Source organism: Pantoea sp. Ap-870 (assembly GCF_011752515.1).
GTDB classification, from domain to species: Bacteria; Pseudomonadota; Gammaproteobacteria; order Enterobacterales; family Enterobacteriaceae; genus Pantoea; species Pantoea dispersa.
This window is the reverse complement of the sequence record NZ_VWXG01000010.1, coordinates 18,095-34,427: the sequence shown is the minus strand read 5'-3', so window position 1 is coordinate 34,427 and position 16,333 is coordinate 18,095. Positions and strand designations below refer to the sequence as shown.

General features: G+C 58.7%; 11 protein-coding genes. 3 read left to right on the top strand and 8 right to left on the bottom strand.

From position 1 onward, the window contains the following. Positions 1 to 167 precede the first annotated feature (167 nt). Both F3J41_RS20010 and F3J41_RS20005 read left to right on the top strand, forming a co-directional pair. Positions 168 to 833 (top strand): 7-cyano-7-deazaguanine/7-aminomethyl-7-deazaguanine transporter, encoded by a 666-nt coding sequence (locus F3J41_RS20010; protein WP_166712200.1) that lies wholly within the window; start codon positions 168 to 170, stop codon positions 831 to 833. 115 nt (positions 834 to 948) lie between these two features. Beyond that, positions 949 to 1,506 carry a DcrB family lipoprotein gene (locus F3J41_RS20005; protein ID WP_021508019.1) on the top strand — a complete coding sequence of 186 codons (558 nt, stop codon included), beginning with the start codon at positions 949 to 951 and terminating at the stop codon, positions 1,504 to 1,506. Positions 1,507 to 1,741: 235 nt separating this feature from the next. On the opposite strand, the gene glgP is transcribed toward F3J41_RS20005, so the two are convergent. The 6 genes from glgP to asd form a co-directional block, all read right to left on the bottom strand. Further along, the gene (glgP, locus tag F3J41_RS20000; RefSeq protein ID WP_058769996.1) at positions 1,742 to 4,189 is read right to left on the bottom strand and encodes a glycogen phosphorylase; all 2,448 of its coding nucleotides are present in this window, start codon (positions 4,187 to 4,189) and stop codon (positions 1,742 to 1,744) included. A gap of 21 nt (positions 4,190 to 4,210) precedes the next feature. Further along, positions 4,211 to 5,644: a glycogen synthase GlgA gene (gene glgA / locus F3J41_RS19995; RefSeq protein ID WP_058757589.1), complete on the bottom strand. Its 1,434-nt coding sequence runs from the start codon at positions 5,642 to 5,644 to the stop codon at positions 4,211 to 4,213. Between the two features lie 62 nt (positions 5,645 to 5,706). Next, positions 5,707 to 6,999, bottom strand: a complete 1,293-nt coding sequence (glgC, locus tag F3J41_RS19990) for a glucose-1-phosphate adenylyltransferase (RefSeq protein WP_058757590.1) — start codon at positions 6,997 to 6,999, stop codon at positions 5,707 to 5,709. A 10-nt stretch (positions 7,000 to 7,009) separates the two neighbouring features. Next, on the bottom strand, positions 7,010 to 8,989 hold the full coding sequence (gene glgX, locus F3J41_RS19985; RefSeq protein WP_141496147.1) for a glycogen debranching protein GlgX: 1,980 nt from the start codon (positions 8,987 to 8,989) through the stop codon (positions 7,010 to 7,012). After that, a complete protein-coding gene (gene glgB / locus F3J41_RS19980) occupies positions 8,989 to 11,175 on the bottom strand; it encodes a 1,4-alpha-glucan branching enzyme (RefSeq protein WP_058757592.1) in 2,187 nt (728 codons plus the stop codon). The genes glgX and glgB overlap by 1 nt, the downstream gene beginning before the upstream one ends. Before the next feature lie 358 nt (positions 11,176 to 11,533). Beyond that, positions 11,534 to 12,643, bottom strand: coding sequence for an aspartate-semialdehyde dehydrogenase (gene asd / locus F3J41_RS19975; protein WP_059009874.1), 1,110 nt, complete (start codon positions 12,641 to 12,643; stop codon positions 11,534 to 11,536). Positions 12,644 to 12,861: 218 nt separating this feature from the next. Between asd and F3J41_RS19970 the strand changes: the two genes are divergently transcribed. Then, a complete protein-coding gene (locus F3J41_RS19970) occupies positions 12,862 to 13,455 on the top strand; it encodes a YhgN family NAAT transporter (protein WP_031279795.1) in 594 nt (197 codons plus the stop codon). A 280-nt stretch (positions 13,456 to 13,735) separates the two neighbouring features. On the opposite strand, the gene panS is transcribed toward F3J41_RS19970, so the two are convergent. Both panS and lysC read right to left on the bottom strand, forming a co-directional pair. Further along, a complete protein-coding gene (panS, locus tag F3J41_RS19965) occupies positions 13,736 to 14,659 on the bottom strand; it encodes a ketopantoate/pantoate/pantothenate transporter PanS (RefSeq protein WP_021508027.1) in 924 nt (307 codons plus the stop codon). A 262-nt stretch (positions 14,660 to 14,921) separates the two neighbouring features. Then, positions 14,922 to 16,277: a lysine-sensitive aspartokinase 3 gene (lysC, locus tag F3J41_RS19960; protein ID WP_021508028.1), complete on the bottom strand. Its 1,356-nt coding sequence runs from the start codon at positions 16,275 to 16,277 to the stop codon at positions 14,922 to 14,924. Between the last annotated feature and the right edge of the window lie 56 nt (positions 16,278 to 16,333).

The window sequence follows — 16,333 nt, the reverse complement described above, 5'->3', positions numbered from 1 at the left end:
ACTGCCAATTCCTCAAAATAATTCAGGTTTTAGGAAGGCGGCAAGCCTGCTCACCCCAGGAGCTTACTGAAGTAAGTGACTGGGGTGAGCAGGCGCAGCCAACGCACATAAAACCTGAAGTATGAAGAGGATGGGTTCCCTCACCCCATTTTTAAAAAAAGGCCTTTATGATCAACTTCTCTGCTCGTCAGCGCATGCATGCGCTATTCTGGCTATCGCTGTTTCACCTGCTGGTGATTACCTCCAGTAACTATCTGGTGCAGCTGCCGGTCGCGATTTTCGGCTTCCACACCACCTGGGGTGCGTTTAGCTTCCCGTTTATTTTTCTCGCCACCGATCTCACCGTGCGTATTTTTGGCGCACCGCTGGCACGGCGCATTATCCTTGCGGTGATGATTCCGGCGCTGTTTATCTCCTACATCGTGTCGTGTGTGTTTTATCAGGGCGCGTGGCAGGGCTGGGCCTCGCTGCAGGAGGTCAATCTGTTCGTGGCGCGTATCGCCTGCGCCAGCTTTATGGCCTATGCGCTGGGGCAGATCCTTGATGTGCACGTGTTTAACCGCCTGCGTAAACTGCCGCAGTGGTGGATTGCGCCTGCCTGTGCCATGTTCCTCGGCAATATCAGCGATACGCTGGCCTTCTTCTTTATCGCCTTTTATAAGAGTCCGGACCCGTTCATGGCCAGCCACTGGGTGGAGATCGCACTGGTGGATTACAGCTTCAAAGTGCTGATCTGCATGATTTTCTTCCTGCCTGCTTACGGTGTTCTGCTTAATGCGGCACTTAAGCGTCTGGCGGAACGTTCGGCTCAGCGCCAGATGAATTTCGGCTAATTGAACGTAGACGAAACGCCACGGCACGCTAAGATTTCCTGACAAAGCGCTGATTGCTTTTAAGCACCGATTCCGTTTTGATAACGGCTGATGGAAACCTTACGAAGGGATAAGAATGCGTAACTTAGTGAAATATGCGGGCATCGGCCTGCTGGTGTTAGGCCTGGCGGCGTGTGATCAGAAGAAAGACGACACGGCGGCAAACAGCAACGGCGCCAGCGCCAGTCAGTCAGCACAGACAGTAAACCTGATGGACGGTAAGCTGAGTTTCAGCCTGCCAGCAGGCATGTCAGATAAGAGCGGCAAGCTGGGTTCGGAATCCACCAATATGCACGTGTATGCCGATGAAACCGGCCAGCGCGCAATTATCGTGATTGCGGGCGACCCGACCAGTGAAGGACTGGATGCGCTGGCTCAGCGTCTGGAGCAGCAGCAGCGCAACCGCGATCCGCAGCTGCAGGTGGTGTCGAATAAAGCGGTGACGCTGAAAGACCAGCCGGCACAGCAGCTGGATACGGTGATTTCCGCCAATAACCAGACCTCCTGGTCCTCGGTTATTCTGGCGAAGGTGGACGGTAAACTGCTGACGCTGCAGATCACCCTGCCCGCCGACAATCAGCAGCAGGCGCAGAGCGATGCCGATGCGATTGTGAAGAGCATTACCCTGAAGTAAGACGTTACCAGGTGCGCATTAATGCGCACCCTACGACAAACAGCAGCGGTTGTGAGATTGTGCCAGGTGCGCATTAATGCGCACCCTGTGACAAACGGCAACAATTGCGGGATTGTGCCCGTTGCGCATTAATGCGCACCCTGTGACAAACGGCAACGGTTGTGGGATTGTACCCGATGCGCATCAATGCGCATCGGGCCATATTTTGTAGGGTCGCCATTCATGGCGACCTTTTTTATAACCTCACCGGCGAAATATGCCAGATCTCATCCGCGTACTCCTGAATGGTACGGTCGGCGGAGAAATAGCCCATATTGGCGATGTTCAGCGCCGCACGCCGCTGCCACTCTTCCGGCTGGCGATAGAGCTTATCCACCTTATCCTGGGTATCCACATAACTGCGGTAATCCGCCAGCAGCTGATAGTGATCGCCAAAGTTGACCAGCGCGTCGAACAGGTTACGGTAGCGCCCTGGCTCCTGCGGGCTGAAGACGCCGCTGGCGATTTGCGTCAGCGCCTGGTGCAGTTCCGCATCCTCTTCATAGTATTTGCGCGGGTTATAGCCCTCAGTGCGCAGCTTCTCCACCTGCGGCGTGGTGTTGCCGAAGATAAAGATATTCTCTGCGCCGACGTGCTCGCGCATCTCCACGTTGGCCCCGTCCAGCGTACCGATGGTCAGCGCGCCGTTTAGCGCAAACTTCATGTTACTGGTGCCGGAGGCTTCGGTGCCGGCGGTAGAGATCTGCTCGGAGAGATCCGCCGCCGGAATGATGATCTGCGCCAGGCTGACGCCGTAGTTAGGGATAAATACCACCTTCAGCTTGTTCTTCACCTGCGGATCGTTGTTGATCACGTTGGCGACATCGTTGATCAGGTGAATGATGTGCTTGGCGACGTAATAGGCCGACGCCGCTTTCCCGGCGAAGATATTGACGCGCGGCACCCACTCCGCGGTCGGATCGGCTTTGATACGGTTGTAACGCGTGATGACGTGCAGCACGTTCAGCAGCTGACGTTTGTATTCGTGAATACGCTTGATCTGCACGTCGAACAGCGCCTGCGGATCCAGCACGATATCCATATTCTTCGCCACCCACTCCGCGAGGCGCTTTTTGTTGGCGAACTTGGCATCGGCGATCTGTTCAATAAACGCCGGATAGTCAATGTGCGGCACCAGCTCGCTCAGCTGAGCCAGATCGGTACGCCAGGTGCGGCCAATGGCGTCATCCAGCACCTCTGACAAGGCCGGATTGGCCAGCGCCAGCCAGCGGCGCGGCGTCACGCCGTTGGTTTTATTGCAGAAGCGCCCAGGGAACAGACGGGCAAAATCGGCGAACAGCGACTGCACCATCAGATTAGAGTGCAGCTCCGACACGCCGTTGACCTTGTGGCTAACCACCACCGCCAGCCACGCCATGCGGATGCGGCGACCATCGTTTTCGTCGATGATCGAGATGCGCGCCATCAGATCCCAGTCATCCGGATAGTAGTCCTGAATGGTCTTCAGGAAGTAGTCATTGATTTCGAAGATGATGCTGAGGTGACGCGGCAGGATCTTGCCGATCATGTCCACCGGCCAGGTCTCCAGCGCTTCGCTCATCAGCGTATGGTTGGTGTACGAGAACACCTGGCAGGTGACTTCAAAGGCGTCGTCCCAGGTAAACTTGTGCTCATCAATCAGCAGGCGCATCAGCTCGGGAATCGCCAGCACCGGATGGGTATCGTTGAGGTGGATGGCAATTTTGTCGGCCAGGTTGTCCCAGGTTTCATGCATCTGCCAGTGGCGATTGAGGATATCCTGCACCGTGGCGGAGACGAGAAAATACTCCTGGCGCAGGCGTAGCTCGCGCCCGGAGTAGGTCGAGTCGTCGGGATAGAGCACGCGCGACACGTTCTCCGAGTGGTTTTTATCTTCCACCGCCGCGAAGTAATCGCCCTGATTAAACTTGCCGAGGTTGATTTCGTTACTGGCCTGCGCGCCCCACAGCCGCAGCGTGTTGGTGGCATCGGTGTCGAAGCCAGGGATGATCTGATCGTAGGCCATTGCTACGATCTCTTCGGTCTCAACCCAGCGCACCCGGCTGCCTTCATGCTGCAACCGCCCGCCAAAACGCACTTTGTAGCGGGTGTTAAAGCGCTGGAACTCCCACGGGTTGCCGTACTCCAGCCAGTAATCCGGCGATTCACGCTGCTGGCCGTCAACGATGTTCTGTTTGAACATGCCGTAATCGTAGCGAATGCCGTAGCCGCGTCCGGGCAGGCCCAGCGTGGCCAGCGAGTCGAGGAAGCAGGCCGCCAGCCGGCCAAGACCGCCGTTGCCGAGCCCGGGATCGTTCTCTTCTTCCATCAGCTCGCTGAGGTCGAGTCCCATCTCATCCAGCGCCTGGTTGAGATCGTCATAGATACCCATCGCCAGCAAGGCATTGCCCAGCGTGCGCCCCATCAGGAACTCCATCGACAGGTAATAAACCTGGCGCACATCCTGCGACAGTTGCGCACGGCTGGAGCGCAGCCAGCGCTCCACCATGCGATCGCGTACCGCCAGCAGCGCGGCGTTCAGCCACTCATGCTTGTTGGCGATCGACGGATCTTTACCAATGGTAAACATCAGCTTATAGGCGATTGAGTGCTTGAGGGCGTCAACCGTCAGCGTGGGTGAGGCATAGGTGAAAGGTGCGTTCATATGCGGTATCCCAATCTCTCATTACAGCAAGCGTTGATAAAGATCGCGGTAGGCTTGTGCTGCCACCTGCCAACTAAAATCCATCCCCATCGCCTGGCGCTGAACATAACGCCAGAGTGAAGGACGGGACCATAAAACAAAAGCACGACGAATCGCGCGCAGCAGTGACCAGGCATTGCTGTCTTCGAAGCTGAAACCGCTGGCTACGCCGTCGGCGAGGTTTTCCAGCGAGCTGTCCTGTACGGTATCCGCCAGTCCACCGGTGCGCCTGACCAGCGGCAGCGTGCCATATTTCAGGCCGTACAACTGCGTCAGACCGCACGGTTCGAAACGGCTGGGCACCATAATGACGTCCGCACCACCGACAATGCGGTGCGAGAACGCTTCGTGATAACCAATTTGCACGCCGACGCTGCCCGGATGCTCAGCAGCTGCGGCGAGGAAGCCCTGCTGCAGTTCCGCATCGCCCTGGCCCAGCAGCACCAGTTGCCCGCCCTGTGCCAGCAGTCCCGGCAGCGCTTCCAGCACCAGATCCAGCCCTTTCTGTTTGGTTAAACGGCTGATAACGCAGAACACCGGCACTTTGTCATCGACCTTCAGCCCCATGGCAATCTGCAGCTGACGTTTATTCTCCGCTTTGCTCTCCAGCGTGTCGCGGTCGTAGCGGGCGGTCAGCAGCAGGTCGTGTGCCGGATCCCAGATGCCGGGATCGACCCCGTTGAGAATACCGCTCAGCCGTCCTTCGCGCAGCCGCTGCTCCAGCAGCGCTTCCATGCCGTAGCCGAACTCCGGCCGGGTGATCTCCAGCGCATAGGTCGGGCTGACGGCAGTTATATGATCGGCATAAAACAGGCCGGCCTTTAGGTAAGAAATCTGGCCGTAGAATTCCAGCCCGTGCATTTCAAAATAGGCGCGCGGGATCTGGATTTCGTCCAGATGCCGCGCGGAAAACAGCCCCTGATACGCCAGGTTATGCACGGTAAACACCGTTTTCGCCGGACGTCCGCGTGCGGCGATATAGGCCGGAGCCAGACCGGCGTGCCAGTCGTGCGCGTGCACGATGTCCGGCTGCCAGTAAGTATCCAGCCCGCTGGCCAGCTCGGCCGCCATCCAGCCGAGCAGCGCAAAGCGCAGGTAGTTATCGACATAGGCAAACTGCGACGTATCGTGGTACGGGCTGCCGGGACGATCGTACAGTCCCGGCGCATCAATCAAATATATCCCCACGCCGTTGAAGGGCCCAAACAGCAAGCGGACCGGCCCGGCAAAGGTTTGCAGCTCCGCCACCACTTCGGTATCAGGAATCCCTTTACGCAGATCCGGAAACGCCGGAATCAGCACCCGCGTGTCCATACCTTCGGCAATTTGTGCCTGAGGCAATGCGCCGACGACATCAGCCAGTCCGCCGGTTTTTAGCAGCGGGAAAAGCTCTGAACAGACATGTAAAACCTGCATCCTGAACCCCTATTGTGTTATCGCCCGCGTTCCACGCGGCAATGTTCTTTGCCTTTCGTCACTTACTGACCCGCAGCGGCCAATTTGGCCAGCATGGCGCGCGTCACCAGTACGATGCCCTCTTCTGAACGGTAAAAACGGCGACTATCCTCATCCGGATTTTCGCCAATCACCATGCCTTCCGGAATGACGCAGGCACGGTCTATGACGCAGCGACGCAAACGGCACGATCGCCCGATAACCACATCGGGCAGCAGCACCGCCGAATCAATATTGCAAAACGAGTTAACGCGCACGCGCGGGAACAGCACCGAATTCACCACCACCGAGCCGGAGATAATGCAGCCGCCGGAGACCAGCGAGTTCATGGTCATGCCGTGACTGCCGGATCGATCCTGGACAAATTTGGCCGGCGGCAGCGGCTCCATGTGGGTACGAATCGGCCATTCGTGGTCATACATATCGAGTTCGGGCGTCACCGAGGCCAGATCGAGGTTGGCGCGCCAGTAAGCTTCCAGCGTACCGACGTCGCGCCAGTAAGGTTCCGCGTTTTCGTCGTTCTGTACGCACGACAGCGTGAAGGAGTGCGCGTAGGCTTCGCCGCTGGCGACGATCTTCGGCAGCAGATCTTTACCGAAATCGTGGCTCGAGTCGGCGATCTGTAAATCCTCCTCCAGCAGCTCATAGAGGTAATCGGCGTTGAACACGTAAATGCCCATGCTGGCCAGCGCTTTGCTGTCGTCGCCCGGCATGGACGGCGGCTGCGCCGGTTTCTCAACGAAATCGATTACATTGTTGTCCGCATCGACTGCCATCACGCCAAACGCGGTGGCCTCATGCAGCGGTACGGGCAGACAGGCGATGGTGCACTTGGCGCCACGATCGGCGTGGTCGAGCAGCATGCGCGAGTAATCCATTTTGTAGATGTGATCCCCGGCGAGAATCACGATGTACTGCGCGTTGTAGCGGCGAATGATGTCGAGATTCTGCGTGACCGCATCGGCGGTACCGCGATACCAGTGTTCGGTCGAGGCGCGCTGCTGCGCCGGCAGCAGATCGACAAACTCATTCATCTCTTCGTTGAACAAGGACCAGCCGCGCTGAATGTGCTGCGTCAGCGTATGTGACTGATATTGGGTGATGACGCCGATGCGCCGAATCCCGGAGTTGATACAGTTGGAGAGCGCAAAGTCGATGATGCGGAACTTGCCGCCGAAGTGCACGGCAGGCTTGGCGCGTTTAGCGGTAAGATCTTTCAGGCGCGTACCGCGCCCGCCAGCAAGGATCAGGGCAACCGTCTGTGTAGGGAGCTGGCGCGCCAGCATCAGGGGGTCGTTTCTATCTAATTTCACCATGTCTGACTCCTTATGATTGCTTTAGGAACACACACACGCCGTGTGCGGGCCCGTGCCAGACAGTTGTCAGGATGGGGTTATCTTCCCCGGCGAAAGGAGGAATGGCTCGCCATTCTCCGTCTGGTAAGGCAAGGTCACTCACCGAATCCGTGGCGTTTATCGTTAGTAACCAGCGGCCGGAGAGCAGGATCTGCAGTCTGTGCATCCCCTGTTCCCACTCATCCCTTTCCAGTGGTTTGCCGCTGGCATTCAACCACTGCACGTTGCCATCGCCCTCCTGCCACCAGCTGTCCTGCGTCAGCGCGGGAATACGCTGACGCAGCCGGATTAACGCGGCAGTGAAGTCGACCAGTCCAAAATCATCCTGTTGCCAGTTCAGCCAGGTGAGCGGGTTATCCTGACAGTACGCATTATTGTTGCCGTGCTGGCTGTGACCGCGTTCGTCACCGGCCAGCAGCATCGGCGTGCCCTGCGCCAGCAGCAGCGTGGTCAGCAACGCGTGCACGCTGCGCCGCCGCCGCTCGACCACATCGAAGTTGCCCTGCAGCCCTTCAAAACCATGGTTATGGCTGAAATTACTGCTGCTGCCGTCGCGATTATCCTCGCCGTTGGCCTGATTATGCTTCTGGTTATAACTCACCACGTCACGCAGCGTGAAGCCGTCGTGCGCGGTGATCAGATTAATGCTGGCGTGCGGCAGACGCGCCGCGCGCTGAAATACATCGCTGGAGCCGGCAAAGCGGCGGGCAAAATCACCGTTACTCAACTCACCGTGCAGCCAGTAGCGGCGCGCCGTATCGCGAAAGTGGTCGTTCCATTCGGCGAAGCCGGGCGGAAAGTTGCCCACCTGATAGCCGCCGGGCCCAATATCCCAGGGTTCAGCGATCAGTTTCACCTGCGACAGCACCGGACAGGCCTGCATGGCCACAAACAGCGGCGCATCCTGACGATAATCCGGCGTGCGCCCGAGCACGCTGGCAAGATCGAAACGAAAGCCGTCAACATGGCAGGTTTGCACCCAGTAACGCAGCGCGCCCAGCGCCCAGTCAAGCACCTGCGGATCGCTGAGGTTCAGCGTATTACCGCAGCCGGTCCAGTTGTGATATTCACCGTTATCGCCCAGCCAGTAATAGCTGGCGTTGTCGACGCCGCGCAGCGACAGTGTCGGGCCAATCTCTTCCAGTTCGGCGCTGTGGTTGAACACCACGTCCAGAATCACTTCAATGCCCGCCGCGTGCAGCGCTTTTACCGCCTGCTGAAACTCCTGCAGCGGCGTCTGGCCCGCTTCACCCGCCGCGTAATGCGGATGCAGCGCCCACAGCGCAAACGGGTTATAGCCCCAGTAGTTGCTCAGGCCGAGCCGTTGCAGGCGCGGCTCGCTGGCAAACGCGGCTATCGGCAGCAGCTCCAGCGCGGTGATACCCAGCCGGCGCAGATAGCTCACCATAGCAGGATGCCCCAGCGCCGCATATGTCCCGCGTAGCCTTTCCGGAATTTCCGGATGCTGCTGCGTCAGACCGCGTACGTGCGCCTCGTAAATCACCGTCTTGCCCCACGGCGTGCGCGGTGCACAATCGTCCTGCCAGTCAAAATCGTCGGCGATCACCAGCGATTTGGGGGCAACGCCAGCGCTGTCGGCATCATCCTGCTGCCACTCTCCACCCAGCAGGCGCGCGTCGTCTGGCACCGCGCCGCATACCGCTTTGGCACAGGGATCGACCAGCAGTTTGGCCGGATTGAAACGATGACCGCGCTCTGGCTGCCACGGCCCATGCACGCGGTAGCCATAGCGCTGGCCCGGCTTTAGCGCCGGAACATAGCCGTGCCAGATGTCACCGCTGCGCGCCGGCAGAGGGAAGCGTTGTTCACTCCCCTGTTCATCAAACAGGCACAACTCCACCCGCTCCGCGTGGCGCGAGAACAGCGTAAAGTTGACGCCGCGCCCGTCATAATGGGCACCCGGCGGTACCGGCTGGCCCGGCTGGAGCATCAATCGCCCTCCCGCACCAGCCACAGCGTGGCGAGTGGCGGCAGCGTCAGGCTTAGCGACTGCGCGCGCCCGTGGCTGGCGATGTCATCGGTATGGACGATACCGTGATTGCGCAGATCGCTGCCGTGATAATCATGCTGGTCGGTGTTCAGCACTTCGCGCCAGCCGCCGCGCTGATTCACGCCGAAGCGATAGTTGTGACGCGGCACCGGCGTAAAGTTACTGGCGACAATCAGTTCGTTGCCCTCGCGGTCGCGGCGCACAAATACAAAGACCGAGTTTTCGTGATCGTCGACCACCAGCCACTCGAAGCCGCTGGCATCGAAATCGAGCTGATAGAGCGGCGAAAAGTGGCGATAGCTGTGGTTCAGGTCACGTACCAGTCGCTGCACGCCGTGGTGCCAGTTATCCAGCCCCTCCAGCAGATGCCAGTCGAGGCTGGTGTCGTGGTTCCATTCCCGCCCCTGAGCGAATTCGTTGCCCATAAACTGCAGTTTTTTGCCGGGAAAGCCCCACATCCAGCCGTAATAGGCGCGCAGGTTGGCAAATTTCTGCCAGGTATCACCCGGCATGCGGTCGAGGATCGACTTTTTGCCGTGTACCACTTCGTCGTGCGACAGCGGCAGCACGAAGTTTTCCGTGTAGTTGTACAGCATGCCGAAGGTCATCAGCTGATGATGGTAGCGGCGATGCACCGGATCGAGCTTCATATAGTCGAGGGTGTCGTGCATCCAGCCGAGGTTCCATTTGAACCAGAAGCCCAGGCCACCATCTTCGGATGGCCGCGTCACGCCGGGATAATCGGTAGACTCTTCCGCCACGCTGATGCTGCCGGGTGCGGCGCGGCCCAGCGTGCGGTTGGTATGGCGCAGGAAGGCGATGGCTTCGAGGTTTTCACGGCCGCCAAATTGGTTAGGCACCCACTCACCCTCTTTGCGGCTGTAGTCGCGATAGATCATCGACGCCACCGCATCGACGCGCAGGCCATCAATGCCAAAGCGCTCCATCCAGTACAGCGCATTGCCGGAGAGATAGTTGCTGACCTCGCGCCGGCCAAAGTTGTAGATCAGCGTATTCCAGTCCTGATGGTAGCCTTCGCGCGGATCGCTGTGCTCGTACAGCTCGGTACCGTCGAATTTGGCGAGGCCAAAATCGTCGCTGGGGAAATGGCCCGGCACCCAGTCGAGCAGCACGTTGAGACCTGCCTCGTGGGCAGCGGCGATAAAGTGACGAAACTCATCGCGCGTGCCGAAGCGGCGCGTCGGCGCGTACATGCCGAGTGGCTGATAGCCCCAGCTGCCGTCGAACGGATGCTCGTTGATCGGTAACAGTTCGATATGGGTAAACCCCATCTCTTTGACATAGGGCACCAGCTGTTCGGCCAGCTCTTTGTAACTCAGCCAGAAATTGTTGTCGGTGTGGCGACGCCACGAACCGAGATGCACCTCGTAAATGGAGATCGGCTGGTCAAAGCCGTTGGCGATTTTGCGCTGTGGCTGCATCTCCAGCTTCGGCGGCAGGCCGCAAATCATCGAGGCGGTCTGCGGGCGCATTTGCGCCTCGAAGGCGAACGGATCGGCTTTGATGCGCATCTGACCGTGCGCATCAATGATCTCGAATTTGTACAGCTGGCCGTTAACCGCGCCGGGGACAAACAGCTCCCAGATGCCGAGCTCGCGGCGGAAACGCATCGGATGGCGGCGGCCATCCCAGAAGTTAAACTCGCCTACCACCGAAACGCGCTGCGCGTTCGGGGCCCATACGGCGAAGCGCGTGCCGGCAACGCCATCAATGGTGGTGCCGTGCGCGCCGAGCGTTTCATACGGCCGCAGGTGCGTGCCTTCGGCCAGCAGCCAGGCATCCATCTCCGCCAGCAGCGGGCCAAAGCGGTAGGCATCGTCGATCAGGTTTTGCTGGCCGTGCCAGTTGACTGCCAGCTGGTAGCGAAACAGGTTTTTACGGCGCGGGATCACGCCGCTGAAGAAGCCGCGCGAATCAAGACATTTAAGCTGGGCGCATTTGCGGCCGGTGTTGGTTTCAATCACCCAGACTTCGGATGCATCCGGTAACAGCGCACGCACTTCGAGACCTTGTGTGGTCTGGTGCATCCCCAGTACTGAGAAGGGGTCGGCATAATTCCCGGCGAAAAGGGCATTGATCGCATGGCGATCGGGAAGCTCTGACATGACTTTCTTCCTATGATTTTTTGCGCAGGCGACCGGAGAGACAGGATTGTCGCTATAGGTGCGCTGCTTTTCATGAGCCATACATACAGCAGCAAGGAAGGACACCCTCCGTGGGAAAGATCCTGGCCGTGTACAACAACTATTCCATTCGCAAAGTAAAAACAGTTAACAACCGGCACATCACTGTTAAATCATAGCTTGGGGTTGGCAGAAGCCAGGGTGGAACGCAAAAAATTGTTATCGGGCGAGCAAAAAGGGGAAGCTGATCACTTGTCGGGCGCAATTTGGGTTAAGTTTTGCACTCCCGGGGAAAGAAAAAAGGCCGGGAAACCCCGGCCTGTCTGGATTCGCGCTGCGCTTAGTCGATCAGCAAACGCAGCATGCGACGCAGCGGTTCGGCAGCGCCCCACAGTAACTGATCGCCGACGGTAAAGGCCGACAGATACTCCGGCCCCATGTTCAGCTTACGCAGACGGCCCACCGGCGTGGTCAGCGTGCCGGTCACCGCAGCAGGCGTCAGTTCACGCATGGTGATGTCGCGATCGTTCGGCACCACTTTCACCCACTCGTTGTGCGCGGCCAGCAGCTGTTCGATTTCGTTCAGCGGCACATCTTTCTTCAGCTTCAACGTGAACGCCTGACTGTGGCAGCGCAACGCGCCGACGCGCACGCACAGGCCATCGACCGGAATGGTGTGACGGGTCGAGAGAATTTTGTTGGTCTCCGCCTGGCCTTTCCATTCTTCGCGGCTCTGGCCGTTGTCCAGCTGCTTGTCGATCCACGGGATCAGGCTGCCGGCCAGCGGTACGCCGAAGTTGTCGGTCGGCAGCGTGCCGGAACGGGTAAAGTCAGTCACGCTGCGCTCAATGTCGAGAATGGCGGAGGCCGGATTTTGCAGCGAAGTCGCAACGTGGTCGTGCAGCATGCCCATCTGGGTCAACAGTTCGCGCATATGGCGCGCGCCGCCGCCGGAGGCCGCCTGATACGTCGCGACGGAGGCCCACTCGACCAGATCGTTAGCGAACAGTCCGCCCAGCGACATCAGCATCAGGCTGACGGTGCAGTTACCGCCGACAAAGGTTTTGATGCCGCTGTCGAGGCCCTGACGAATCACCTGATGGTTGACCGGATCGAGAATAATGATGGCGTCATCTTTCATGCGCAGCGTGGAGGCCGCATCAATCCAGTAGCCCTGCCAGCCGCTCTCGCGCAGCTTCGGGTAGACTTCACTGGTATAATCGCCGCCCTGGCAGGTGATGATGATATCCAGCGCCTTCAGCGCCTCAATATCAAACGCATCCTGCAGCGCACCGGTCGACTTACCGCCAAACGTCGGCGCAGCCTGACCCAGTTGCGAAGTGGAGAAGAAGACCGGATTGATCACATCGAAATCGCGTTCTTCGCTCATACGTGACATCAGCACAGAGCCGACCATGCCACGCCAACCAATAAAACCTACATTCTTCATTTTCTGTCCGTCTCAGGAACTCGGGCCGGGGCCTGGGTGGTGCGAAAAAAGACCAGCGCCAGCAATGCGCCAGTCTGCGTAATAATCAGGTTTACCTATGACCCACAACTCTACAAAATGCAGCACTTCTGGCAAGTGAATTAATTCGATTGCGCTAACTTTTTCAGCAGTACAACTTATAACGGCTGTGGCCGACCTGAAGGGATGGTTTACCTCTGATGACTGAAATGATATCCGCGACCATATTGTTGCTGTTGATTATGGACCCGCTGGGCAACCTGCCGATTTTCATGTCGGTGCTGAAGCACCTGGAGCCGAAGCGCCGCCGCGTGGTGCTGATGCGCGAGATGCTGATCGCCTTGATTCTGATGCTGCTGTTCCTGTTCGCCGGTGAACGCATCCTGGCGTTTCTTAATCTGCGCACCGAAACGGTGTCGATTTCCGGCGGCATCATTCTGTTTCTGATCGCCATTCGCATGATTTTTCCGTCCGGCGAGACCAGCACCAGCGGCCTGCCCGCCGGCGAAGAGCCGTTCCTGGTGCCGCTGGCGATCCCGCTGGTCGCCGGGCCCTCGCTGCTCGCCACCCTGATGCTGCTGTCACATCAGTATCCCAACCAGATGACGCACCTGGTCGGCGCCCTGCTGATTGCCTGGGGCGTCACGGTGGTGATTCTGCTGATGTCCGGCCTGTTCCTGCGCCTGCTGGGGGATAAAGGCGTTAATGCGCTGGAGCGATTAATGGGTTTGATCCTGATTATGCTGGCGACGCAGATGTTCCTGGACGGGATTCGGGTTTACCTGAAACTGTAATGTTTCGCGTTTGCGGTCGCCATGAATGGCGACCCTACAAGATTATTGCGCGTTTTTACAGAGGGCGCATTTATGGGGGAACCCTTGACCGTTGAGCGTTTACGGTCGCCATGAATGGCGCCCCTACAAAGTTATCGCACGTTTTGCAGAGGGCGCATTTATTGCCCCTCTGCAAGGTTATCGCGTGTTTTTTGTAGGGTGCGCATTTATGCGCACCGGCATCAACAGGACGATGGTGCGTAACCGATCGTCATTGATGACCACCGGTACGCATGCCCCGTTATTTCTGCTTCTTCTCAATCGTTTTACCCGACCAGTAACCCGCCAGCAGCGAACCGGACAGGTTGTGCCACACCGAGAACAGTGCGCCGGGCAGTGCGGCCAGCGGTGAGAAGTACAGTTTGCCTAGCGTGGCCGCCAGTCCGGAGTTCTGCATACCGACTTCCAGCGCCAGCGTGCGGCAGGTGGATTCGTCAAAGCCAAACAGCTTGCCACCCCAGTAGCCGCCGAGCAGCCCAATGGCGTTGTGCAGGATCACCGCCGCGATCACCATCAGCCCTACCGAGCCGATAAAGCCCTGGCTACCGGCGACCACCGCGCTAATGATCAGCAGAATACACACCATCGAAAACGCCGGCAGATACGGCTCAACGCGGCGCACCACGCTGTTCATGGAGTGGTGAATAATCAGGCCAAGCCCAATCGGGATCACCACGATTTTGACGATGCTGAGCAGCATGCCCACCACATCGACCTGAATGTGGGTATCTACGTAGAAGCGCGTCAGCAGCGGCGTCGCGAACACGCCCACCAGCGCCGAAACCGACGAGATGGTCACCGACAGCGCCACGTCGCCCTTCGCCAGATAAATCATCACGTTCGAGGCTGTCCCGCTGGCCACGCTGCCGACCAGAATCATCCCGGCGGCCAGATCCGGCGGCATCTGGAACAGTTTCGCCAGCGCCCAGGCCGCCAGCGGCATTACCAGATAGTGCAGGAACGTGCCGGCAATCACCGGTGCCGGACGCACCAGCACGCGTTTGAAATCGTCAATGTTGAGCGTCACGCCCATGCCGAACATGATCAGCATCAGCAGGTAGGTTACCCACGGCCCGATGCCGAGGAAGGTGGACGGCGAATAATAGGCTGCAACGGACAGCAGTACGGCCCAGAGCGGAAACAGGCGGGTGAGTTTGGCGAGCATGAAGAAATGTCCTTAGCGTTTTACTTAATTGGTTTTTTGCCACAGATGAAAAGGCGTGCGGGGAACGACCGCAGCGACCTGCGCCGGATCATAACATTTCATTATCATAAGCGTGGCCGACGACAGAAAATGCCTATCGGCTGCTAAAGATCGCCGGGCAGACACGGGCATTCCGCTGGCATTTGTCCGAAATAGCGTCAGGCTGAACAGCAGAGATAAAAAAAGCCGGACATTGTCCGGCTTCGGGTGACTTACGCGTCAATTAAGATTCGAACAGATTCTTATGCAGCGCGCGCACCACCTCTTCCGCGTCAGGCGTTGGCACCAGGAAGCACAGGTTGTAGCTGCTTGCGCCGTAGCAAATCATGCGCAGGTTAAACGGCTCCAGCGCGCCGAATACCTCTTTGCCGACGCCGCAGGCTTTCGACAGGTTGTTGCCGATGATCGCCACCAGCGCCAGATTCTCTTCCACTTCCACCCGGCACAGGGATGAGAGCTCGGTCAGCAGCGCCTGGGTCAGCAGACTGTCGGCGGTGCTGGTCGAACCGGTGGTATCCAGCGTCAGCGCCACGCTCACTTCCGAGGTGGTAACCAGATCAACCGAAATACTGTGGCGCGCCAGGATAGCAAACACTTCCGCCAGGAAGCCGTGCGCGTGCAGCATGTTCAGGCTGTGCAGCGTCAGCAGCGTCTGTTTGCGCCGCAGTGCCAGCGCGCGGAACAGCGGCGGATTTTTAGTCTCGTTGCAGACGCGCGTGCCGCCCGCAGCCGGATCTTTACTGGAGCCGACAAACACCGGAATATCACTGCGCACCGCCGGCAGCAGCGTCGCCGGATGCAGCACTTTCGCGCCGAAGATCGCCATCTCCGCCGCTTCTTCAAAGGTGATCTCTTCGATGCGTTTCGCCTGCGGCACCACACGCGGGTCAGTGGTGTAGATGCCCGCCACGTCGGTCCAGATATCCACACGCGTCGCCTGCAGCGCTTCGCCGAGCAGCGCAGCGGTGTAATCGCTGCCGCCACGGCCCAGCGTGGTGGTGCGGCCTTTGCCTTCGCTGCCAATAAAGCCCTGCGTGATCACCAGCGCTTCTGCGGTGCGCGGCTGCAGCTGAGCCGCTGCCAGCGTTTTCAGCTCGGCCACATCCGGCTCGGCGCGGCCAAAACGGTCGCTGGTGCGCATCACTTTGCGGACGTCAAACCACTCGGCATTCACCTGGCGCTCGCGCAGGATCTCGACGAACAGCAGGCTCGACATCAGTTCGCCGTGGCTCACCAGCTCATCGGTCAGCGCGGTCGAACGGGCTAATGCCGCCGCTTCCGCCAGCATGATGATGTTCTCCAGCATGCGATCAATCTCCTGACGGATGACGTCCGGCGACTGCAGGCGATCGATGATGGCATATTGAATAGTGCGGATTTGATCCAGCAGATAAGCGCGCTGCTCGAGTTCCTGGCCTTCAGCCAGCGAAACCAGCAGGTTAGTCACGCCCGCCGAGGCAGAGAGCACCACCAGACGGGTATTGGCATCAGACAGCACGACGTCCGCGCTGCGGTTCATGGCATCGAAATCGGCAACGCTGGTGCCGCCAAATTTTGCCACGATCAACGATTGAGACATGTAACAAAACCTCGTGTCAGGTTATCTCCTCCCATTCGCGGAAGAGAAGATCGGGT

Coding starts and splice junctions, on each gene's coding strand:
- F3J41_RS20005 (WP_021508019.1), top strand. CDS start 949: ATGCGTAACTTAGTGAAATATGCGGGCATCGGCCTGCTGGTGTTAGGC.
- glgX (WP_141496147.1), bottom strand. CDS start 8,989: ATGCTCCAGCCGGGCCAGCCGGTACCGCCGGGTGCCCATTATGACGGG.
- glgC (WP_058757590.1), bottom strand. CDS start 6,999: ATGGTGAAATTAGATAGAAACGACCCCCTGATGCTGGCGCGCCAGCTC.
- asd (WP_059009874.1), bottom strand. CDS start 12,643: ATGAAGAATGTAGGTTTTATTGGTTGGCGTGGCATGGTCGGCTCTGTG.
- glgP (WP_058769996.1), bottom strand. CDS start 4,189: ATGAACGCACCTTTCACCTATGCCTCACCCACGCTGACGGTTGACGCC.
- F3J41_RS19970 (WP_031279795.1), top strand. CDS start 12,862: ATGACTGAAATGATATCCGCGACCATATTGTTGCTGTTGATTATGGAC.
- glgA (WP_058757589.1), bottom strand. CDS start 5,644: ATGCAGGTTTTACATGTCTGTTCAGAGCTTTTCCCGCTGCTAAAAACC.
- panS (WP_021508027.1), bottom strand. CDS start 14,659: ATGCTCGCCAAACTCACCCGCCTGTTTCCGCTCTGGGCCGTACTGCTG.
- F3J41_RS20010 (WP_166712200.1), top strand. CDS start 168: ATGATCAACTTCTCTGCTCGTCAGCGCATGCATGCGCTATTCTGGCTA.
- lysC (WP_021508028.1), bottom strand. CDS start 16,277: ATGTCTCAATCGTTGATCGTGGCAAAATTTGGCGGCACCAGCGTTGCC.
- glgB (WP_058757592.1), bottom strand. CDS start 11,175: ATGTCAGAGCTTCCCGATCGCCATGCGATCAATGCCCTTTTCGCCGGG.